Origin of the sequence: Hamadaea tsunoensis DSM 44101 (assembly GCF_000428945.1) — a bacterium.
In the GTDB taxonomy this organism is placed as follows: Bacteria; Actinomycetota; Actinomycetes; order Mycobacteriales; family Micromonosporaceae; genus Hamadaea; species Hamadaea tsunoensis.
In genome coordinates, this window is sequence record NZ_AUAX01000001.1 from 17,602 (window position 1) to 38,869 (window position 21,268).

The window sequence follows — 21,268 nt, forward strand, 5'->3', positions numbered from 1 at the left end:
TAGGGTGCGCATCGTGCCCAACCCGATCCCCCGAGGTCAAACTTCCGCCACGTGGACGGGCCGTTCGGTCCCTGTCGTCGCAGCACCCCCGCCGCCCGTTCCGGCCCAGCCCGAACCCGGCCCGGCCGAGTCCACGCAGCTGAGTTTCGACGATATCCTGGGCGACCCGTTCGCGCTCGATCTCGTCCACACGACCTTCGTGGTCCTGGACTTGGAGACGACCGGCGGCAGCCCGCACGACGGGGACGGGATCACCGAGATCGGCGCGGTCAAGGTCCGCGGCGGCGAGGAACTCGGCCGGTTCGCCACATTGGTCAATCCGGGTCAGCCCATTCCGCCGTTCATCACGGTCCTCACCGGAATCACGACCGCGATGGTGCTGCCCGCGCCGAAGATCGAAGAGGTCCTGCCCGGTTTGCTGGAGTTCCTGCGCTCCACCGTCATCGTGGCCCACAACGCCCCTTACGACGTCGGTTTCCTCAAGGCCGCGTGCGCCCGCCACGGATACGCGTGGCCGGCGCTGCGCGTACTGGACACGGCGGCCCTGGCCCGGCGGGCGATCACGAAGGACGAGATCCCCAACCGGAAACTCGGCACGCTGGCCCATTTCTTCCACACCCCGCACCAGCCGAACCACCGGGCGCTGGACGACGCGCTGGCCACGGTCGACGTGCTGCACGCGCTGTTCGAGCGGCTCGGCAGCTTCCGCGTGCGGACGCTCGGCGACGCCATCGAGTTCGCCAAGGCGGTCTCGCCCGAACAGCGGGCCAAACGGACGCTGGCCGAAGGCCTCCCGCACGCCCCGGGCGTCTACATCTTCCGGGGTCCCGACGAGCGGGCGCTCTACGTCGGCACCTCCGTCAACATCGCGACCCGCGTACGCAGCTATTTCACGGCAGCCGAGAAGCGGGCCCGGATCTCGGAGATGATCCGGATCGCCCATCGGGTCGACTCGGTCGTCTGCGCGCATCAGCTGGAGGCGCAGGTCCGGGAGCTGCGCCTGATCGCGGCCCATGCCCCGCCCTACAACCGCCGGTCGAAGCATCCGGACCGGGTGTGGTGGCTGCGGCTGACCGACGAGGCGTACCCGCGCCTGTCACTCGTGCGGACGCCGGGCCCGGGCATCGCGCTGGGGCCGTTCCAGGGCAGGCACGCGGCGCAGGCGGCGATCGACGCGTGCTACGAGGCCCTGCCGCTGCGCCAGTGCACGACGAAGCTGTCGGCGAAGACCGCCTCGGCGATCTGCGCGCTGGCCGAGCTCGGCAAGTGCCATGCCCCTTGTGACCTGCGCGTCTCCGTCCAGGAATATGCCGACGTGGCCGCCGCCCCGTTCGCCGAGGCGGTGACGGGCGACCCCGAGCCGGTGATCCGTACGCTGCTCGGCCGCCTGAGGCGCCTGTCGGACGCCCAGCGCTACGAGGAGGCCGGCGCCCTGCGCAACCGGATGACCGCCTTCCTGCGCGCGGTGATCCGGCTGCAGCGGCTGTCGGGCCTGACCGCGCTGGCCGAGGTCGTCGGCGCCCGGCGGGACGCGGCCGGCGGCTGGGAGATCGCGATCGTGCGGCACGGCCGGCTCGCCGCCGCGATCACGGCACCGCCCGGCACGCATCCGCGGATCAGCCTGGAGACGGCCCGCGTGACTGCCGAAACCGTCACACCCGCGCAGCCCGGTCCGGTGCCGTGCGCCTCCCCCGAGGAGACTGAACGCATCCTCGACTGGCTGGAGCATCCGAACACCCGGCTCGTCGAGGTGTCGGCCGACTGGGCGTCACCAGCGCGTGGCGCAGCGCGACTGAAGCCCCTTCTGACCCGTTTGGAGAGTGCCGCCGGGACACGGATGATGAACGAAAGCGCATGAGGTATTGACCGAAAGTCGCAGACGTTCGTTACTAGTCTTAAGAGACACGAGCGAACCCGTCCGGCCGTGAGGATCAGATCCGATCGCTGAAGATCGCCGATCCTTCCCCGGACGCGCCGCGTGACTGGCCCGGAGGGGGGTGTCCACAATGGATGTCAATGCCGGCCTGGGCGCGCAACAGCTGACCAACTCGACGCAGCCGCTCACGAACAGGGTCCGGTCCTGGTTCGCCGCCCCCGACCGGCTCGGCCGGCCGGCTCCCAGCATCAGTCCCATGGCCGCTCTCGTCCGCGCGCACCGGCAGGTGCATCCGGGCGCCGACACCGTCCTGGTCCGGCAGGCGTACGTGACGGCGAAGCGGTATCACGAGGGGCAGTTCCGCAAGAGCGGCGAGCCCTACGTGACGCATCCGCTGGCCGTCGCGCAGATCCTCGCCGACCTCGGGATGGACACGACTACGCTGGTCGCGGCGCTGCTGCACGACACCGTCGAGGACACCGACTACACCCTCGAAACCCTGCGTGACGACTTCGGCGACGAGGTCGCCCACCTGGTCGACGGCGTGACCAAGTTCGACAAGGGCCACTTCGGGGCGATCGCCGAGGCCGAGACGATCCGCAAGATGATCGTCGCCGCCCGCCGGGACGTCCGCGTCCTCGTCATCAAGCTGGCCGACCGCCTGCACAACATGCGTACGCTCGACGCGCGCTCGCCCGCCTCCCGGGCCCGGATCGCCGGTGCGACCAAGGAGGTCCTCGTCCCGCTGTGCGACCGGCTCGGCATCCAGGTCCTCAAACGGGAGCTGGAGGACGTCGTCCTGGAGCACCTGGAACCGGAGACCTTCGCGCTGATCGACCAGGTGGTGCAGGAGCGGGTCCTCTGGAAGGACTTCCTCGACCACATCATCCTGACCGCCGAGAACGTGCTGCGCAAAGACGACGTCGACGCCGAGATCCGGCCGCGCCACCGCCACCACTACACGATCTGGCGCGACACCAAGGCCGTCGGGGACCACATCAAGCCGCTGGACATGCCGCGCATCGTGATCCTCGTCGACGGGCCCGACACCGACTGCTACGCCGCCCTCGGCGCGATCCACCGCGCGTTCCGGCCGGTACCGGGGCGGTTCAAGGACTTCATCGCCTCGCCGAAGAACAACCTCTACCGGTCGTTGCACACGACCGTGCTCGGCCCCGACAGCCGCCCGGTCGAGGTGCTGATCCGCACCGACCAGATGCACCGCGACGTCGAGTACGGCATCATCGCCCGGTTCCGCTACCCCAGCCGGGTGCTGCCGGACAAGCTGAGCCAGACCATCGGCAACGCCCTGACCTCCGCGCCCGTCATCGCGATGGGCAAGGCCCTCCCCCAGTCCCTGCGCCGCCCGCTGGCCGGGATGCTCGGCATGCTCACGGGCGACGCGCGGGACGCCTCCGCGGCCGCCGCCGCCGCGGCCGAGGCCACCGACCTCGAATGGCTGCGCCGGGTGCTCGACCTGGAACAGGACACCACCAACGCCGCCCAGTTCGTCCGTTCGCTGCGGGGCGACCTGGCCGAGCGGCAGATCCAGGTCATCGCCCGCGGCCGGACGTTCGTGCTGCCCTCGGGCTCGACGCCGCTGGACGTCGCGTACGACCTGGGGCCGCACGTGGGCGACCGGACGCTGGCCGCGGCCGTCAACGGGGAGATGGCGCCGCTGTCCGCCACGCTCGTGGACGGCGACGTCGTCGAGATCATCGAAGCCGAGCCCGGGCAGGCCGCCGGTCCGTTCGAGGAATGGCTGACCTACGTCCAGTCTCCCAAGGCCCAGCTGCACCTGCGGCGCCGGTTCCGGGAACACAATGTGGACGACGACCCGGCCGGCACGATCACCGACCGGATAGCGATCGGCCGCGCCGCCCTCGGGCTCGCGCTGCGGCGCCGCTCCCGGGGCCTCGCCGACGACGACTGGCTGGTCAAGCTGGCCGAGCACCTCGGCTTCCCGGACCTGGACACCATGCTGGTCGCGATCGCCGCCCACCGGCTGCGGGCCGACAACGTCGTGGACGAGCTGATCACGCTGGTCGACAACGGCCCCGGAGCAGCGCCGAGTACAGTCTCCGGGTGAGCCCACGCCGTTCCGCTCTGCGTACGCGTCTGACCTCGATCGGGTACGGGGTCTTCTACCGGCTCCCACCCAAGGTCCGGACCCGCCTGGTCCGCATCGCGACCCCCACCTACACCGTCGGCGCGGTCGTGCTGCTGTTCTCCTCCACCGAGCCGCGCCGGCTGCTGCTGCTGCGCCAGCCGCCCGGCCGGGGCTGGTCGTTGCCGGCCGGCCTGCTCGAACGCGGCGAAACCCCGGCCCAGGGCGCCGTACGCGAGGCCGCCGAGGAGACCGGCATCGAAATCGACCCGGCCGACCTCCTGCCCGCCAACCCGAACGCCGTGGTGCACACGAAGGGCCGCTGGGTGGACACGGTGTTCACCGCCGACCTGGACCCGGATCGCGTCGAGCTGAGCGTGGACGGGGCCGAGGTCTGGGAGGCCGCCTGGCATCCCCTCGACGACCTGCCGAAGATGACCGTCGCCACGGGCCGGCTGCTCGGCGTCTACGGGATCGGCCCGTACGCGGCCGACGAACCGACCGGCGGGCTCCCCGGATCGCGGCCCGCGCCCCGGAAGGATCAGTGATGAACCTCGCCGCGATCGTCCTCGCCGCCGGTGAGGGGCAGCGCCTGCGGCCACTGACGACGATCCGCCCGAAGGCGCTCTGCCCGGTCGGCAACGAGGCCATGCTCGACCGCGCGCTCGCCCTGCTCGCCTCCATCGGACTCACCGGACCGGGGAACGTCGCCGTCAACGCCTGCTGGCTGGCCGACCAGGTCGTCGAGCACGTCGGCGAACGCGCGTACATGAGTGTGGAGAAAGAGCTCCTCGGCAGCGCCGGCAGTGTCGGCAAGCTGCGCTCGTGGGTCGACGGCCGGCCGGTGCTCGTGCTCAACGCCGACGCGTACTTCTCCGGGGACGTCAGGATCTCCTCGCTGCTCGACGGCTGGGATACGCGTACTCTGCGGATGTTGGGCCAGGTGCACGTCGGGCATCAGGGCGAGTTCGGCGGCTACGACTTCGCGGGCATGTCGCTCCTGCCCGCGGCGACGGCCGCGCGGCTGCCGGAGGAGCACGGCGATCTGGTACGCGAAGCGTGGCGCCCCGCGGAGGCGGCGGGCGGGCTGGAGATCATCCGTCTGCACGGGCTGTACCTGGACTGCGGTACGCCGACCAGCTACCTGCACGCGAACCTCCTGGAGGTCGAGGACTGCCTGATCGCGCCGGACGCGCGGGTGACCGGAACGGTCGGGCGCAGCGTGATCGGCGCCGGCGCGGTGGTCGAGGGCGAGGTCCACGACTCCGTGATCTGGCCGGGCGCCCGGGTGGAACGCGGCGAGAAGCTGACCCGCGCCATCCGCGCGGCGGGGCACACCGTGCGGGTCTAAACTCGCCCTGTGATCACCGCCATTGTTCTCATCGACTGCGCGACCGACTCGATCCCCGAGGTCGCGAAGACCCTGGCCGATCTGCCCGGCGTGAGCGAGGTCTACTCGGTCGCGGGCGGCGTCGACCTCATCGCGATCGTGCGCGTCAAGGAGTTCGAGCAGATCGCCGAGGTCATCGCGGGCAGCATCTCCAAGACGCCGGGCGTCGTCGGCACCGACACGCACATCGCGTTCCGGGCGTACTCGCGCCACGATCTGGAGGAGACGTTCTCGATCGGGTTCCCCGAGAACTGATTACTCTTTAGTAACTTAGGCCGTCTACGCTGGCGGCCATGCAGATCGAGATCGACCGCGGGTCCGACCGCCTCGCCGTCACGGTTTTCGGCGAAGGTACGCCGGGTGCGCCCCTGTTCGTGCTGGTACCGGCGATGGGCGTACCGGCCCGGTACTACCGGCCGTTCGCCGACCTGCTCACCGCCGCCGGGTACGCCGTCGCGGCGGCGGATCTGCGCGGCACCGGTCTGAGCGGCTTCCGCGCCTCGCGCCGCAGCACCTACGGGCTCGCCGACCTCGCCGACGACGTGGCCGCCGTCCTCGACGGACTCTCCACGCTCCGGGCCGGCCGGCCCACGTACCTTGTCGGGCACAGTCTCGGCGGGCAGGCGGCCGTGCTGCACCTCGCGCGTACGCTCGACCCGTCCGTGGCCGGACTCGTCCTTGTCGCATGTGGACTGCCCTACTGGCGGCTGTTCGGCGCCCGCTCCCCCGGCGTGTGGGCGTTCACCCAGTCGCTCGCCGGGATCTCCGCGATCGCCGGGTACTGGCCCGGCTGGGGATTCGGCGGACGCCAGGCGCGTGGCGTCATCCGCGACTGGGCGTACACGGCGCGTACCGGCCGGTTCCCCGCCTCGCTCGGGGCGGATCCGGCCGCGGTGACGACGCCGGTTCTCGCGATCAGCGTCGACGACGACCAGTACACGCCGCCGCCCACCACGGACCAGCTCACGTCTCGCCTGACCAGCGCACCGGTGACTCGACTCCACGTCACCAACGCCGAGGCGGGCAGTACCCTCGACCATTTCCGGTGGGTCCGCGCGGCCACCCCGATCGTCGGCCACATCACCGGCTGGCTCCCCAGCCCGGTCCGCCCATAAAGTTCAAGATCTTTTTGTCCCGGGCTCGCCGATCTCGCCTCCGCTCCTCCCGCGGGAGACCGTTCCGCCCCTATCGCTGCGCTCCGGGGACTCCACTGCCACCTGAGTGGGGCGAAGCATCCTTCACCGCGGTCCGGTCACCGTTTCACCCAACCCCCACCCGGCCTTTGTCGCGACTGTCCGATATGGGGCGAGGTCGCGGCTGCGGTGTGATTCGGCGTGATCGAATACCGTCATCACGGCATTGCGAGGCCGATTCCCTTGATCGAATACCGTTATTGCGGCAAAAGAGCGCTCTCCTGCCGTATTGACGGTATTTGATCACGCTGAGGGGGCTGGGAATGCCGTAATAGCGGTCAACGATCACCGGCCGCAGGGATGTTCGGCTTGATCGCGACGCGAAAGCTTGATCAAGTACCCGGATGCTGTCAAAAACGGCCCGTTTTTGCAGATCCCCGGCTCTTGATCAAGCAATGGAGATCCACACCTACAGATTCCGGGCACTCGATCACCGCCCACCACCTCGCGGCCGAACCGATCGTGCCGAGCCTCGGTCGCGCCGTCCGGACTTTGTCCTGCCTGTCCGATATGGAGGATGGCCGGTCGACCCGCCGGTGGTCGTCGGCGGCTCCGACGTATCGGACAGTCGCGACAAAGGCCGGGTGGAAACGGTGACTGGACGACGGTGAATGATGCTTCGCCCCACTGTGCTGGCAGCGGAGGCCTCGGAGCGAAGCGGAGGGGCCGGAGCGGTCTCCCGCGGGAGGAGCGGAGGCGAGATCGACGAACCCGGGACCTAAATTTGATCTTGATTTGTGGGCTTGAAGCTGAAGAGGCCCCACCGGCGAACCGGTGGGGCCTCTTTTCCCGAATTTACGCGTCGATCTTGTCGCGTTCCTTGGCCGGGAGTGCCGGCGGGGGCGGCGGCGGCGCGGGCCGCTCGATCGGGCGGAAGAAGCCCCGGATCGCCGGGCCGAGGGCACCGAGCCGGTTCATCTTCCGCGGGACCGTCCAGCCGACGTAGTCGAGGTGGGCCGGGTGTCCGTGCTCGTCCACCGGCGCGAGCGGCTGGTGGATCTCGACGAACGCGCCGTTGGGCAGGCGCTTGATGATGCCGGTCTCGACGCCGTGCGCCAGCACCTCACGGTCGTGCTGCTGCAGGCCGAGGGCGATGCGGTGCGTGATGTAGTACGCGAGCGGCGGCACGACCAGGATCGCGATACGGCCCGCCCACGTCATGGCGTTGAGGCTGATGTGGAACTTGTCGGCGATGATGTCGTTGCCGCCGGAGACCAGCAGCACGACGTAGAACGAGACCGCCATCATGCCGAGCGCCGTCCGCTGAGGCACGTCCCGCGGCCGGTTGAGCAGGTTGTGCCGGCTCGTGTCGCGGTTCTTGCGGGCCTCGATGAACGGGTAGATCAGCGGCAGCACGGTCAGGATGCCGGGCAGCACGACCGTCGGCCAGAAGATCGCCGGCAGCGTGTAGCCGTGGCCGAACAGGCTGAACCGCAGTTCCCAGGCGGGCATCAGACGGGTCGAGCCGTCGAGGAACATGACGTACCAGTCGGGCTGGCTGCCCGCCGAGACGACCGCCGCGCGGTACGGGCCGAACAGCCAGATCGGGTTGATCTGGAACAGGCCGCCCAGGAACGCCACCACCGCGAAGACGAGCATGAAGAACCCGCCCTGCTTGATCGCGTACCGCGGGAACATCCGCTCGCCGACCACGTTCGAGTTGGTACGCCCCGGCCCCGGCCACTGGGTGTGCTTCTGGACGAAGACGAGTCCCACGTGGACGGTGATGAGCGCCAGCAGGATGCCCGGTACGAGCAGCACGTGCGCGATGTAGAGCCGGTCGAGGATCACGTGACCGGGGAACTCCCCGCCGAACAGCGAGGTCGTCACCCAGGTGCCGATGATCGGGATCGACAGCATGATGCCGGTGGCGATCCGCAGACCGGTGCCCGACAGCGCGTCGTCCGGCAGCGAGTAGCCGGCGAAGCCCTCCAGGAAGCCCAGCCAGAACAGCAGCAGACCGATGATCCAGTTCAGCTCGCGCGGCTTGCGGAACGCGCCGGTGAAGAAGATCCGGAACATGTGCACGACGATCGCCGCCAGGAACAGCAGCGCCGCCCAGTGGTGCATCTGCCGCACGATCAGGCCGCCGCGGACCGCGAACGAGATGTCGAGGCTCGTCGCGTACGCGTGTGACATCGCCTGCCCACGCAGCGGCGCGTAGGCGCCGTTGTAGATGACCTCGGTCATCGAGGGGTCGAAGAACAGGGTCAGGAACGTACCGGTGAGCAGCAGGATGATGAACGAGAAGAGCGCGATCTCACCCAGCAGGAACGACCAGTGGTCCGGGAAGACCTTGTTGAGCAGACCCCGGATCGGGCCGGCCGCCTTGAACCGTTCGTCCACGGCGTTGGCCGTGGCCGCCGGCAGCGCCTTGACGTCAAACTTGCGACGCTTCATTGTGTTGGCCTCTCCCAGAACGCCGGACCGATGGCGACCCCGAAGTCACCCTTCGCCACGAAGTAGCCCTCGCCGTCGACGTCGATCGGCAGCATCGGCAGCCGCCGGGTGGCCGGCCCGAAGATCGGCCGGGCGTTGTCGGTGATGAGGAACTGCGACTGGTGGCAGGGGCACAGCAGGCGGTTGGTCTGCTGCTCGTACAGGCTGGCCGGGCAACCGGCGTGCGTGCAGATCTTCGAATACACCACGAAGTTGTTCCACATCGATCCCGAGTTCGGGTCCGACGGGTTCGTCAGGGCGTTCTTCGAGTAGTTCTTCAGGTTGCTGCGCAGCGTCTGCGCGTCGTTGTCGCGCAGGTGGATGAGCAGGATCGGCGAGTCGGCGAACTCGTTCGTCGTCCCACCGGGGATCCCCGGGAAGGCCGTCATCTGGCCGCCGATGCTGACGTCCTCCGGCCGGATCGGGGTGTAGTCCTCGCGTACCAGGCGGACCGGCTTGCCGTCGTTGAAGCGGGGGTTGAAGCCCGTCTCGAAGTACGGGTCCTCGGGGTGCTCGGCCGTCGGGTGCGGATCCTTGATCATCATGCCGATCGGCACCGCCGCCGCGGCGAGGCCGAGGCCCAGACCGCCGAGGCCGAGCGTGGCCTTGATCAGCGGACGGCGCTGGATGCCCAGCTCCTCGCCGATGAAGCCCAGCGTGCCGGCCGCGATCTTGCGGTCGTCGTCGCTCGACGCGCCGTCGTGGCGGTCCTGGATGGCGATCTCGTGCGGCAGCAGCTTGCGGCCGTAGACGAGGACGCCCATGCCGATGCCGAACAGCGCCAGCGCCAGGCAGAAGCCGAGGGCCGGGGTGTACCAGTCCTCGCCGCCGGAGCCGAACGTGTACTCGTCCGGATTGAACGGTCCCCAGATGTAGACCGCGACGAACGCGATCGCACCGGCGCCGGCCAGGAAGAACAGGAACGCCACGAGGCGCTCGATGCGCCGCTCGGCCTTCGTGCCCGGCACCGGGAACGGCGACTCGTAGTGCACGATCTCGATGTCGTCCCGGCGCAGGCCGGCCTCGAGGATCTGCCTGTTGGTCAGGTTGTCCGCGGACAGGTCCACGGCGGGCGTACCGTGCCCGGGTTCGTGGCTCATGACTTCCCCGCAATCCAGAGGGTGGCGAAGACCAGCGCGACGATGCCCACGAGGAAGATCGCGAGACCCTCCGTGACGGGGCCGAAGCGGCCGAGTCCCCAGCCGCCCGGGTCCTGGTCGGACTTCATGCCCTGCACGTACGCGATGATGTCCGTCTTCTGCTGCGGCGTCAGCTGGTTGTCGCCGAACACCGGCATGTTCTGCGGGCCGGTCAGCATCGCGGCGTACATCTCGCGATCGGTCGCTTCCTTGAGACTCGGCGCGTACTTGCCGCTGGACAGCGCGCCGCCGCCGGCCGAGAAGGCGTGGCAGGAGGCACAGTTGATCCGGAAGAGCTCGCCGCCCCGGGCGATGTCGCCCTGCGACGCGAAATCGGTGCCGGCGGGCAGCTGCGGTCCGCCGCCGAGCTCCTGGATGTACTGGCCGAGCGCCTTGGCGTTGTTGTCCAGCTCCTCGCCGCCCCAGAAGGGACGCTTGCGCGGGACCTGGGCCTCCTGGCGGGCGGCGGGCATCCGGCCGGTGGTGACCTGGAACTCCACCGAGGCGGAGCCGACACCGATCAGGCTCGGGCCGCGGCCGTCCACGCCCTGGGCGTTGCTGCCGTGGCAGGAGATGCAGTTCTGGTCGAACAGGGCCTTGCCGTCCTCGGCCTGGCGCGACAGCGGCGGGTTGTCCGCCGCCGACGACGCCGGCGCGACGGCCATGTACAGGCCGCCGGCGAAGACGAGCGCGGCGAGCATCCGCAGCGCGGCGCTCAGCCGGCGCGTGGCCTTGCCCCGCTTGCGGGGGGCCACGCTGACCAGCCGCCTCAGCCGGGCGGCGGTCTTGCCGCCGGATTCCGTTGTCATGGTCATACCCTCGGGGTCCACATCCGCGGACGGGCGGCGGCTCATGAAAGGCCGCCGATCCGCTCCAGCAGATAGATCATGAAGAACAGGCCGATCCACACGACGTCGACGAAGTGCCAGTAGTACGACACGACGATCGCCGAGGTGGCCTGCGCCGGAGTGAACCGCCCCATCGTCGTGCGGATCATGTAGACGATGAAGGCGAGCAGGCCGCCGCACACGTGCAGCCCGTGGAAGCCGGTCGTGAGGTAGAACATCGACCCGTAGCCGTCACCGTTGATCTTGACGCCCTCTTCGACGAGGTTGCGGTACTCGTTCGCCTGGCCCAGAACGAAGATGAGACCCATCACGAAGGTGAGGGTGAACCATCGCCGCAGGGCGTGCACGTCGCCCTTCTCCGCCGCGAACACGCCCATCTGGCAGGTCACCGAGGACAGCACCAGGATCGTCGTGAAGACGAGGGCGTAGGGCAGGTTCAGCCGCGGGAAGTGTTCCCGCCACTGGTCGTACGCTGCCGCGCGGATGGAGAAGTACATCGCGAACAGCGCCGCGAAGAACATCAGTTCGCTGGAGAGCCAGACGATGGTTCCTACGCTGACCATGTTGGGCCTGGTCAGTGAGTGAATCCCGCTCTTGGCAATAGCTGGGGCCGCAGTCACGCGGTCATTATTATCCGCGACCAGCATCGAACCGCGTCGGGGTGCCCTTTCTGACCGCGTGTCGCCGAGCAGTGGCGCTGCGCACCGGACCCGGCGGGTGCGCTCATATCCGCCAGGACTAGCCTCGGATCGTGCCCCCGATCGCCTCTACCTTGGCAAACACCGAACTCCCGCCGTTCACCGCGGCCGCCGTCTTCACCCGGTGGACCGTGGACGGCTGGCTCGCGGCGGGTCTGCTCCTCGCGGCCGGGCTCTATCTCTACGGCGTCCACCGGCTCAAGGCGCGCGGCGACGCGTGGCCCGTGACGCGTACCGCATTGTTCGTCGGGGGCGGGCTCGGCTCCATCGCCTTCGTGACCCTGAGCGGCATCGGCGCGTACGACACCACCCTGCTCAGCGTGCACATGGTGCAGCACATGGTGCTCGGCATGGTGGCCCCGATCTTCCTCGCGCTGGGCGCGCCGGTCACGCTCGCTCTGCGTACCCTGCCGAAGAAACCGCGCGCCGCGCTGCTGGGTGCCATCCACAGCCGAGTCGCCCGTGTCCTGGCGTTTCCCCTGGTGGCGTACGCGATCTTCGTGGCGAACCCGTTCGTCCTCTACTTCAGCCACCTGTACCGGGCGACGCTGGAGCACCCGTGGCTGCACGAGGTGATGCACGCCCATTTCATCGCGACGGGCTGCCTGTTCTTCTGGCCGCTGCTGGGGCTGGACCCGTTGCCGGGGCGCTGGCCGCATCCGGGCCGCGCTCTGCTGATGGTCCTGAGTGTCCCTTTTCACACCGTGCTCGGGCTGACCATCATGCAGCAGCAGTTGCTCCTCGCCGGCGATTACTACCCCTCACTGCACCTGAGCTGGGCGGATCCGCACGCCGACCAGGTGACCGCGGGCGGTGTCCTGTGGGCCGGCGGCGAGCTCGTCAGCGTGACGATGCTCGCGGTGCTCGTCGTGCAGTGGGTCCGCCACTCCGAACGGGAGGCGCGCCGGATCGACCGCGCCCTCGACCGCGAGGAGGCGCTCGCCGCGGCGGCCGCCGCCCGGGCGGCGGAGAAGGGGGAAACCGCCCCGGAAGAGGGCGGTCCGGGGCCGGACATGACCACGCTCACACAGCCGCAGGGCGCCGAGTACGATCAGCGGGCAGCGACCAGCTAGCGCCGCCGACCAACCCGGCGCAGCGCGTACGACCCCGCGGGAGCCCGAGATGAGCGCAGAACCGAACCGGCACACCGTCCTGCTCTACAGCGACGACCCGGCGGTCCGCGACAGCATGCGCCTGGCCATCGGCAAGCACCCGGCGGCCGACATCGCCGTCGAGTTCGTCGACGCCTCGACCTACGCCGAGTGCGTACGCCTCGTCGACGACTTCGAGATCGACCTGCTCGTCCTCGACGGTGAGGCCGCGCCGGCCGGCGGCATCGGGATCGCCCGCCAGCTGCACGACGAGATCGCCGACACCCCGCCGACCGTCATCGTCATCGCGCGGGCGGCCGACCGCTGGCTCGCCGCGTACGCGAAGGTCACCGCCACCCTGGTGCACCCGCTCGACCCCGTGACGACCGGGCGTACCGTCGCCGAGCTGCTGCGCGACCGCACGCCGGCTTCCGCGTAGGGCGCCTGTCCGCCGCCCTCGCTCGACATTTCGGGAGGCCCTGATGGGCGACCGCACCTGGCCCAGCCTGCTCGCCGGACTCCTGCGCGCGGGCGAGATCTCCGCCGACGACGCCAGCTGGGCGATGGAGGAGATCATGGCGGGGTCCGCGACCTCCGCGCAGATCGCCGGGTTCGCCCTGCTGCTGCGCGCGAAGGGCGAGACATCCGCCGAGCTGGCCGGGCTGGCCTCGACCATGCTGCGCATCGCGCCGCCGGTCCCGCTGACCGACGCCCAGCGGGCCGCGGCCGTGGACGTCGTCGGCACCGGCGGCGACGGCGCGCACACCGTGAACATCTCCACCATGTCCGCCCTCGTGGTGGCCGGGGCCGGGGTCACCGTGGTCAAGCACGGCAACCGCGCGGCCTCGTCCCTGTGCGGCGGCGCCGACCTGCTGGAGCACTTCGGCATCCCGCTCGAACTCGGCCCCGAGGCCGTGGCCCGCTGCGTCGAGGAGGCCGGCATCGGCTTCTGCTTCGCCGCCCGGTTCCACCCGGGGATGCGCCACGCCGGTCCGACCCGGCGGGAGCTCGGCGTACCGACGGCGTTCAACCTGCTCGGCCCGCTGAGCAACCCGGCCCGGCCGCGCGCAGGTGCGGTCGGGGTCGCCGACGGCCGGCTCGCCGCGACCGTCGCGGGCGTGTTCCGGGACCGCGACGACAGCGTTCTCGTCGTGCACGGCGAGGACGGGCTGGACGAGTTCACGACCGCCGCCCCCACGACCGTCCACCTGGTACGCGGCGGCGCCGTTCACACGGCCACCGTCGACTCGGCGGACCTCGGCCTGCCCCGGAGTGCCCCCGGTGATCTCAAGGGCGGTGACGTGGCTTTCAACGCCGCTGCCGCCCGGCGCCTGCTGGCGGGTGAGACCGGCCCGATCCGCGACGCCGTGCTCGTCAACTCCGCGGCCGCTCTCGTGGCCGCCGCCGGGGTGGGCCGGCCCGCGTACGCCGACCCGGACCGGCAGCTCGCCGACGATCTCCGGGAGGGCATCGCCCGGGCCGCCGAGTCGATCGACTCCGGCGCGGCCGCCAAGGTCCTCGCCCGCTGGGTCGAGGTCGCCAACAGGCGGTAAAGCGACGACGAGAACGGCCGCCCTCCCGGAGGAGAGCGGCCGTTCTTCCGTCTGTGGCTCGTGTTCCGCGGTCAGTGTTCCGCGGTACGCCGGGTGCCCGTGTAGTACTCGAAGATCATCGCGCAGGCCGCCAGGATGACGCCGATCAGGCCGACCACGATCAGCCAGACCATCCAGAACACCATGCCGACGCCGGCGACGGTCGCGAAGGCCGCGATGCCGAAGGGCCAGTAGCTGCCCGGCGAGAAGAAGCCGATCTCACCGGCGCCGTCGGCGATCTCCGCGTCGTAGCGGTCCTCCGGGCGCGGGTCGATCCGCCGCGAGACGAACCAGAAGTACCCGGCGCACATCGCGCAGAGCAGCGTGGACATCACGAGCGCCGTGCTGCCGACCCAGTCGACATGGCCCAGGTCGTGGTTGCTCCACCAGGCGTACACCGGCATGACCAGTGCCAGGAAGAGCGCCACGCCACCGAAGATGCGCCATTCAGCCTTCATCGCCGACTCCCTCAATTCCCGCTGTAGTTCGCCGGCACCTGCTCGGATTCCTTCTTGACGTTGAACGGCTCCGTCGTCGTCGCGTACTGGTGCTCCGCGTCGAAGCCGATCACGCCCAGCGCCTGGGGCGTCGTCTTGCCGGCCTTCTTGGCCGCGAGGAACTGCTGGTACTTCTCCGGCGAGACCGCCCGCACCTCGAAGTTCATCATCGAGTGGTAGGTGCCGCACAGCTCGGCGCAGCGGCCGACGTACGAGCCCTCCTGGTCGATGGTGACCTCGAAGACGTTGCGCACGTTGCCGGGAAAGACGTCCCGCTTGAACAGCAGGTCCGGCACCCAGAACGAGTGGATGACGTCCTTGCTGGTCTCCTCGATGCGGATGGTCCGCCCGACCGGCAGGACCAGCACCGGGATGTAGTCACTGGCCCCGGTGGTCGTCGCGACGGGCGCGGCGTTCGGGTCGGTGTCCGGCGCGGTCATGTAGTTGAACTGCCAGTTCCACTTGAACGCGACGACCTCGACGGTGACGTCGGGGTTGGCCGAAACCTTGTTCACGTTCGTCTGGATGACCGCGGTGTAGTAGAAGAGCACCGCGATGACGAGGAACGGCAGAACCGTGTAGAGAACCTCGATCGGGAGGTTGAACCGGGTCTGCGTCGGCAGGCTCGGGCCGCCGGCCCGCTTGCGGTACACGATGATGCACCAGAAGATGAGGCCCCAGACGAAGACGCCGACGACGAGCGCCGCGATCACCGACCAGATCCACATGTCGTACATCTGCTGGGACTGCGGCGTGACACCGCCTTCGGGCCAGCCGAAGCCACCGAAAGCCTTGCCGACGTCCTGGGCGGAGCAACCGGCGAGAAGCGCCAGAGCTCCGACGGCGACTGCGCTCACGCTCAGTTTCCGCGCGCGCGACCGACCTGCAACCACCTGGATCCTGCCTCCCTTGCGCCACCCCGCCGGCCTGGCCGGCAGGGCGTCTGTCGACAGGTCCGCACACTACTCGACCATGCGTCCGGTTTCCGGCTGGGGGTCGGCGTGTCCGGGACGCCCGGCCCGGAGCGGTACCGTGAGCATATGCCTGACCAGGCTTATCTCGACTCAGCCACGGCGGCGCCGTTGCATCCGGCCGCCCGGGAAGCCCTGCTAGCAGCCCTGTCGGACGGCTGGTCCGACCCCGCCCGCCTCTACACGCAGGCCCGCCGCGCCCGCCAGCTCCTCGACGCGGCGCGGGCCGCCGTCGCGGAATGCCTGGGTGTACGCGTACCCGAGGTCACGTTCACCGCCAACGGGACCGACGCGGTACGCCGGGCCGTCCTGGGAGGACTCGCCGGCCGGCGGCGTACGGGACGGGTGTTCGCGCACTCGGCGATCGAGCACTCAGCCGTGCTGCACGCCGCCGAGGAACACGTTTCCGCTGGTGGTGAGGCTGTGAGTGTGCCGGTCGACCGGCTGGGCCGCATCGATCCGGACGCCTGGCGGGCAGCGGTCTCGGCCGATGGTGTGGCGTTGGCCGCACTCATCGCGGCCAGTCACGAGGTCGGGACCGCCCAGCCCCTGTCCGCGGCGGCCGAGGCGTGCGCGGCTGCCGGCGTACCCCTGATGGTGGATGCCTCCGTCCTGGTGGGACGGCTGCCGGTGGCGCCGGGCTGGAGCCTGCTCACCGCGAGCGCGCGCAAGTGGGGCGGGCCCGGCGGGGTGGGCGTGCTGGTGGTACGGACGGGTGTGCGGTTCGATCCGCCGGGGTCGGCGGCCTGGTCGCAGCCCGAGCGGGCGGCCGGCTACGGGCCCGGCGCGCCGGACCTGCCGGCGATCGTCGCGGCGGCCGTGGCCCTGCGCGCGGCCCAGGCCGAGGCGGCGGGTGAGGCGAAGCGGCAGCGCGAGCTGGTGGACCGCATCCGTACGCGGGTGGCGGCGACGGTGCCCGACGTGGAGATCGTCGGCGACCCGGACGACCGCGCCCCGCACATCGTCACGTTCTCCTGCCTCTATGTGGACGGCGAGTCCCTGCTGTACGCGCTGGACCGCCGCGGCTTCGCGGTGTCCTCGGGTTCGTCGTGCACCTCCTCGACGCTGCGGCCCTCGCACGTCTTGGAGGCGATGGGCGCCCTGTCGCACGGCAACGTACGCGTCTCCCTGCACCGCGACACCACCGATGAGCAGGTCGAACGCTTCCTGATCGAGCTGCCCGGGATCGTCGCCGAACTCCGGGCCGAGGCCGGGGTGGTGGGCCTGTGATCGAGCTGGACTGCCTCGGGCAGCGGTGTCCCCTGCCGGTGATCGCCCTCGCCCGGCGCGTACCGGAGGTGGCCGTCGGCGACGTCGTCCGGGTTCTCGCCGACGACCCCGCCGCCGCTCTGGACATCCCGGCGTGGTGCCGGATGCGCGGCCAGGAGTTCGTCGGATCGCCCGCCGAAAACACCTACGACGTACGCCGAATCGCCTGACGACGGCGTACGGCAACGATTGACAAGTGCGATTGGGAGCGCTTCCATAGAGGACGCCTGCCCCTACTCCACGGGGGTGGCCCGTCATCCGCCCCGCCGCACGCCCGCGACGGGGATCGCCCCGGAGGTCTTCGCATGTCCGCGTACTCCCGCACGCCCAGGCCGGCCCTGTGGCGTGCCGTCATCATCGGATCGGCCGCCGCAGCCGCGGCCCTCCTCGTCGCCACGATGTCCACCGGTCCGACGCCCGCCCGGGCCGCCGACCCGACGCTGCACCAGCTGATGGTCAACAAGGGCCGGGTCTACTTCGGCTCCGCCACCGACAACGGCGAGCTGTCCGACACCCCGTACACGACCATCCTCGGCAGCGAGTTCGGCTCGATCACGCCCGGCAACTCGATGAAGTGGGACACGATCGAGCCCACGCAGAACACCTTCAACTTCACCAAGGGCGACGCCATCGTGACGTTCGCCCAGGCCCACAACCAGATCGTGCGCGGGCACACCCTCGTGTGGCACAACCAGCTGCCCGGCTGGGTCTCCAGCCTGCCGGCCGCCTCGGTCCAGGCGGCGATGGAGAACCACATCACCCAGGAGGCCACCCACTACAAGGGCAAGGTCTACTCCTGGGACGTCGTCAACGAGCCCTTCAACGACGACGGCACCTACCGGACCAGCCCGTTCTACAACGCGATGGGTACGGCGTACATCGCCGACGCGTTCCGCACCGCGCGCGCGGCCGACCCGACCGCCAAGCTCTACATCAACGACTACAACATCGACGGCACCGGGGCCAAGGCCGACGCCATGTACAGCCTCGTGTCGTCGCTGAAGTCGCAGGGCGTACCGATCGACGGCGTCGGCTTCCAGGGCCACCTCGCCGTGCAGTACGGCTTCCCCACCAACATGCAGGCCAACCTGCAGCGCTTCGCGGCCCTCGGCCTCGACGTGGCCATCACCGAGCTGGACGTGCGCATGGTCCTGCCGGCCGACAGCAGCAAGGTCGCCACGCAGAACCAGTACTACACCAACGTCGTCAACGCCTGCATCGGCGTCACCCGCTGCGTCGGCATCACCATCTGGGACTACACCGACAAGTACTCGTGGGTGCCCGGCACGTTCTCCGGCCAGGGTTCGGCGCTGCCGTGGGATGAGAACCTGCTGAAGAAGCCCGCGTACTCGGCGATCGCGGCGGCCCTCGGCCTGACCTCGCCGTCGCCGTCCGCCTCGGCGTCCTCGTCGGCCTCGCCGTCCCCGTCGGCCTCACGCTCCGCGTCGCCGTCGCCGTCCGTGTCGCCCTCGGCCTCGCCGTCGACCTCGCCGAACCCCGGCGGCGGCTGCAAGGTCGTCTACGCCGCGAGCCCGTGGACCGAGAGCGCCGGCGTCGGCGGCTTCACCGCCAACATCACCATCACCAACACCGGCAGTACGCCGATCAGCGGCTGGTCGCTGAAGTTCTCGCTGCCGTCCGGGCAGACGCTGACCCAGTCCGGCTGGAGCGCCACGTACGCCGTCAGCGGCCAGGCCGTCACCGCGACGAACGTGTCCTACAACAGCGCCATCGCGGCCGGCGCCTCGATCGGCATCGGCTTCAACGGCCGGTGGACGGGCAGCTACACGAGCCCGACGTCGTTCACCCTGAACAACGTGGCCTGCTCCTGATCCTTCGCCGGCCGCCGTCACCGGACGGCCGGCGATCCTGACACGACGGCCCGGCCTCCGGGGAGAGGCCGGGCCGTCGTCCGTTCTTTGCGGCGCCTACTGCTGGGGGCGGTCCGCCAGGTGCGGGCGGACCTCGTCGGCGGCGGCGTCACCGTAGGACTCGGCCAGCCGCTTGAGGAAGAGATCGGCGCGCACGTCGTACTCCTGCGTACCGATGGTCTCCAGGACCAGGGTGGCGAGCAGGGCGCCGACCTGGGCCGACCGCTCCAGACCCAGACCCCAGGACAGGCCGGTGAAGAACCCGGCCCGGAAGCCGTCCCCCACACCCGTCGGGTCGTACGCCGTGATCTCGCGGGCCACCGGCACGTGAATGCGCTCCAGGTCCCGGCCGGTGATCTCGACGCCGTTCTTGCCGAGGGTCGTGACGCGTACCGCGACGCGGTCGAGCACCTGGTCGGCGGTCAGCCCCGACTTCTGCTCCAGCAGCGACTTCTCGTACTCGTTGGTCAGCAGGTACGCCGCGCCGTCGATCAGGCCGAGCACGTCCTCGCCGCCCATCCGGGCCAGCTGCTGGGAGGGGTCGGCGGCGAAGGCGTACCCGCGCTCGCGGCACTCCTGCGAGTGGCGCACCATGGCCGCCGGGTCGTTGGCGCCGACGATCACCAGGTCGAGGCCGCCGACGCGGTCCGCGACCGGCCGCAGCTCGATGTTGCGCGCCTCGGACATCGCACCGGCGTAGAAGGAGGCGACCTGGCACTGGTCCTCGTCCGTGGTGCAGACGAACCGGGCCGTGTGTGCGATCTCGCTCACGTGCACCGAGGCGCAGTCGACGTTGTGCCGCTCCAGCCACGAGCGGTAGTCCGCGAAGTCGGCGCCGACCGCGCCGAGCAGGATCGGCCGCAACCCGAGCTGGCCCATGCCGAACGCGATGTTCGCGGCCACGCCGCCACGGCGTACCACCAGGTCGTCGACGAGGAACGAGAGCGAGACCTTGTCCAGCTGGTCGGCGATCAGCTGGTCGGCGAAGCGCCCCGGAAAGTGCATCAGGTGGTCGGTGGCGATCGAGCCGGTCACGGCGATCTTCATAGCGCTCCTCGGGAATTCACTGGACGGCCGGTGTTCACGCAACGGCCGTGCCAGCCTACCGGCCCGTAATCCATGATCTCGATCGGCCGCACCGCCCGAGCTGCCGCGCACCCCGTGAGGCGGCCACCGATCCGGGGCCGGACAAGCGAAACCGCCGCGCCCCGAAGGACGCGGCGGTTCGGTGTTCGGGTGGCTTCCGCGGACCCGTCAAGATCCGAAAGCGTACGCCAGGATCTTGATGGAGGTACTAGTGGAAGCTGTCGCCGCAGGCGCAGGAGCCCTGCGCGTTGGGGTTGTCGATGGTGAAGCCCTGCGCGTCGATGCGGTCCGCGAAGTCGATCGTGGCGCCCGAGAGGTACGGCGCGCTCATCCGGTCGGTCACGACCTCGACACCGCCGAAGTCGGCGACGACGTCCCCGTCGAGATCGCGCTCGTCGAAGAAGAGCTGGTAGCGCAGGCCCGAGCAACCGCCGGGCTGGACGGCCACACGCAGGCGAAGGTCGTCACGGCCCTCCTGCTCCAGCAGGGCCTTGACCTTGACAGCCGCGACCTCGGTGAGGTTGATGCCGGTCGCAGTGCCCTGCGAGTCGGTGGTAGAAGTGCTCACGAGTGCTCCCTGATCTCTTGCGATCGTCATCTTGCCGACGCCTTCTCAAAGCCAACGCTAGCTCGCCGGCGACGATTCCCGGTCGGCGACCCGGACTGCCCGGGTGGCGTGTTGCTGTTGTTCACGCTGTGGCGGCCGTGGCCGCCGGTTCGGTCTGCGCGCCCGTCTCCGAGCTCAAGGTGGTGGCGAGCACGGCGCGCTGCGTGGGGCAGGCGTCCCGCCAGCGGGCGCGGCCGTCCTCGGTGATGTTCACGAAGACGCCGCGGCGGTCGGTCGAGCAGGAGGCGCGGGCGACGAGGCCCTCCCGCTCCAGCCGGTCGACGGCCCGCGACAGGGCGCTCTGGCTGAGGTGCACCTCGTCGGCGAGCTCCTGCATGCGGGCGGCGCAGTCGTCGGCCTCGGCCAGCCGGTCGAGGATCTCGAACTCGCTCATGCCGATCCCGTGCTGTTCGTGCAGGGCCTTGTCGAGCTGGCACGAGGTTGTCGTGAACAGGCGCGCGAGGTCGCGCCACTGCCGGACCTGCAGCGGCGTCTGGTCCTGCAGCCGGTGCGGGCGCGGCTGCGTGCCTGTAGTGGAGAGGGCGGCTCCGTCGGTCACGGGGCGATCCTAGCATGCAGCTGCACAACATGCGA

General features: G+C 70.0%; 21 protein-coding genes. 12 read left to right on the plus strand and 9 right to left on the minus strand.

All coding sequences use genetic code 11. The features are described 5' to 3' along the window. Positions 1 to 13 precede the first annotated feature (13 nt). The 6 genes from G401_RS0100085 to G401_RS42500 all read left to right on the plus strand — a co-directional run bounded on the left by G401_RS0100085 (position 14) and on the right by G401_RS42500 (position 6,488). On the plus strand, positions 14 to 1,858 hold the full coding sequence (locus G401_RS0100085) for a DEDD exonuclease domain-containing protein (RefSeq protein ID WP_281174123.1): 1,845 nt from the start codon (positions 14 to 16) through the stop codon (positions 1,856 to 1,858). A 148-nt stretch (positions 1,859 to 2,006) separates the two neighbouring features. Then, positions 2,007 to 3,965 (plus strand): RelA/SpoT family protein, encoded by a 1,959-nt coding sequence (locus G401_RS55495; RefSeq protein WP_051365948.1) that lies wholly within the window; start codon positions 2,007 to 2,009, stop codon positions 3,963 to 3,965. Further along, complete coding sequence (locus G401_RS56580; RefSeq protein ID WP_034590344.1) at positions 3,962 to 4,531, plus strand: NUDIX hydrolase; 570 nt, start codon at positions 3,962 to 3,964, stop codon at positions 4,529 to 4,531. Before G401_RS55495 ends, G401_RS56580 begins: the two co-directional genes overlap by 4 nt. Further along, complete coding sequence (locus G401_RS0100100; protein ID WP_034590346.1) at positions 4,531 to 5,334, plus strand: nucleotidyltransferase family protein; 804 nt, start codon at positions 4,531 to 4,533, stop codon at positions 5,332 to 5,334. Before G401_RS56580 ends, G401_RS0100100 begins: the two co-directional genes overlap by 1 nt. 9 nt (positions 5,335 to 5,343) lie before the next feature. Beyond that, on the plus strand, positions 5,344 to 5,628 hold the full coding sequence (locus tag G401_RS0100105; RefSeq protein WP_027340882.1) for an Lrp/AsnC family transcriptional regulator: 285 nt from the start codon (positions 5,344 to 5,346) through the stop codon (positions 5,626 to 5,628). 38 nt (positions 5,629 to 5,666) lie between these two features. After that, the gene (locus tag G401_RS42500) at positions 5,667 to 6,488 is read left to right on the plus strand and encodes an alpha/beta hydrolase family protein (protein ID WP_034590348.1); all 822 of its coding nucleotides are present in this window, start codon (positions 5,667 to 5,669) and stop codon (positions 6,486 to 6,488) included. An 873-nt stretch (positions 6,489 to 7,361) separates the two neighbouring features. Here the strand turns inward: G401_RS42500 and qcrB are convergent. Genes qcrB through ctaE form a run of 4 tightly spaced genes read right to left on the minus strand, consistent with a single transcriptional unit; the run spans position 7,362 to position 11,612 of the window. Further along, positions 7,362 to 8,966, minus strand: coding sequence for a cytochrome bc1 complex cytochrome b subunit (gene qcrB, locus G401_RS0100115; protein ID WP_027340883.1), 1,605 nt, complete (start codon positions 8,964 to 8,966; stop codon positions 7,362 to 7,364). Beyond that, the gene (qcrA, locus tag G401_RS0100120; RefSeq protein WP_027340884.1) at positions 8,963 to 10,105 is read right to left on the minus strand and encodes a cytochrome bc1 complex Rieske iron-sulfur subunit; all 1,143 of its coding nucleotides are present in this window, start codon (positions 10,103 to 10,105) and stop codon (positions 8,963 to 8,965) included. Before qcrA ends, qcrB begins: the two co-directional genes overlap by 4 nt. Beyond that, positions 10,102 to 10,959 (minus strand): cytochrome bc1 complex diheme cytochrome c subunit, encoded by an 858-nt coding sequence (qcrC, locus tag G401_RS0100125; RefSeq protein ID WP_051365949.1) that lies wholly within the window; start codon positions 10,957 to 10,959, stop codon positions 10,102 to 10,104. The genes qcrA and qcrC overlap by 4 nt, the downstream gene beginning before the upstream one ends. Before the next feature lie 35 nt (positions 10,960 to 10,994). Then, positions 10,995 to 11,612, minus strand: a complete 618-nt coding sequence (gene ctaE, locus G401_RS0100130) for an aa3-type cytochrome oxidase subunit III (protein WP_027340886.1) — start codon at positions 11,610 to 11,612, stop codon at positions 10,995 to 10,997. Positions 11,613 to 11,743: 131 nt separating this feature from the next. Between ctaE and G401_RS42505 the strand changes: the two genes are divergently transcribed. Genes G401_RS42505 through trpD form a run of 3 tightly spaced genes read left to right on the plus strand, consistent with a single transcriptional unit; the run spans position 11,744 to position 14,334 of the window. Further along, positions 11,744 to 12,763 (plus strand): cytochrome c oxidase assembly protein, encoded by a 1,020-nt coding sequence (locus tag G401_RS42505; protein ID WP_084556648.1) that lies wholly within the window; start codon positions 11,744 to 11,746, stop codon positions 12,761 to 12,763. A 49-nt stretch (positions 12,764 to 12,812) separates the two neighbouring features. Beyond that, positions 12,813 to 13,220 (plus strand): response regulator, encoded by a 408-nt coding sequence (locus G401_RS0100140; protein WP_027340887.1) that lies wholly within the window; start codon positions 12,813 to 12,815, stop codon positions 13,218 to 13,220. Positions 13,221 to 13,263: 43 nt separating this feature from the next. Further along, on the plus strand, positions 13,264 to 14,334 hold the full coding sequence (trpD, locus tag G401_RS0100145) for an anthranilate phosphoribosyltransferase (RefSeq protein ID WP_027340888.1): 1,071 nt from the start codon (positions 13,264 to 13,266) through the stop codon (positions 14,332 to 14,334). Between the two features lie 71 nt (positions 14,335 to 14,405). On the opposite strand, the gene G401_RS0100150 is transcribed toward trpD, so the two are convergent. Together G401_RS0100150 and ctaC are read right to left on the minus strand one after the other, a co-directional pair. Continuing rightward, positions 14,406 to 14,831, minus strand: a complete 426-nt coding sequence (locus G401_RS0100150) for a cytochrome c oxidase subunit 4 (protein ID WP_027340889.1) — start codon at positions 14,829 to 14,831, stop codon at positions 14,406 to 14,408. A gap of 11 nt (positions 14,832 to 14,842) precedes the next feature. Then, entirely contained in the window at positions 14,843 to 15,763 is a 921-nt protein-coding gene (gene ctaC, locus G401_RS0100155) for an aa3-type cytochrome oxidase subunit II (RefSeq protein ID WP_084556649.1), read from the minus strand. Positions 15,764 to 15,910: 147 nt separating this feature from the next. Here ctaC and G401_RS0100160 point away from each other — a divergent pair, with 147 nt between their 5' ends. From G401_RS0100160 to G401_RS0100170, 3 genes are all read left to right on the plus strand, one after another. Further along, entirely contained in the window at positions 15,911 to 17,071 is a 1,161-nt protein-coding gene (locus tag G401_RS0100160) for a cysteine desulfurase family protein (RefSeq protein ID WP_027340891.1), read from the plus strand. Further along, a complete protein-coding gene (locus G401_RS0100165; RefSeq protein WP_027340892.1) occupies positions 17,068 to 17,280 on the plus strand; it encodes a sulfurtransferase TusA family protein in 213 nt (70 codons plus the stop codon). Before G401_RS0100160 ends, G401_RS0100165 begins: the two co-directional genes overlap by 4 nt. A gap of 135 nt (positions 17,281 to 17,415) precedes the next feature. Further along, the gene (locus tag G401_RS0100170; protein WP_027340893.1) at positions 17,416 to 18,942 is read left to right on the plus strand and encodes an endo-1,4-beta-xylanase; all 1,527 of its coding nucleotides are present in this window, start codon (positions 17,416 to 17,418) and stop codon (positions 18,940 to 18,942) included. Positions 18,943 to 19,038: 96 nt separating this feature from the next. On the opposite strand, the gene G401_RS0100175 is transcribed toward G401_RS0100170, so the two are convergent. The 3 genes from G401_RS0100175 to G401_RS42510 all read right to left on the minus strand — a co-directional run bounded on the left by G401_RS0100175 (position 19,039) and on the right by G401_RS42510 (position 21,233). Beyond that, positions 19,039 to 20,028, minus strand: a complete 990-nt coding sequence (locus G401_RS0100175) for a carbohydrate kinase family protein (RefSeq protein ID WP_027340894.1) — start codon at positions 20,026 to 20,028, stop codon at positions 19,039 to 19,041. A 247-nt stretch (positions 20,029 to 20,275) separates the two neighbouring features. Beyond that, a complete protein-coding gene (locus tag G401_RS0100180) occupies positions 20,276 to 20,635 on the minus strand; it encodes a HesB/IscA family protein (protein WP_027340895.1) in 360 nt (119 codons plus the stop codon). 121 nt (positions 20,636 to 20,756) lie between these two features. After that, the gene (locus G401_RS42510) at positions 20,757 to 21,233 is read right to left on the minus strand and encodes a MarR family winged helix-turn-helix transcriptional regulator (protein ID WP_211240633.1); all 477 of its coding nucleotides are present in this window, start codon (positions 21,231 to 21,233) and stop codon (positions 20,757 to 20,759) included. Between the last annotated feature and the right edge of the window lie 35 nt (positions 21,234 to 21,268).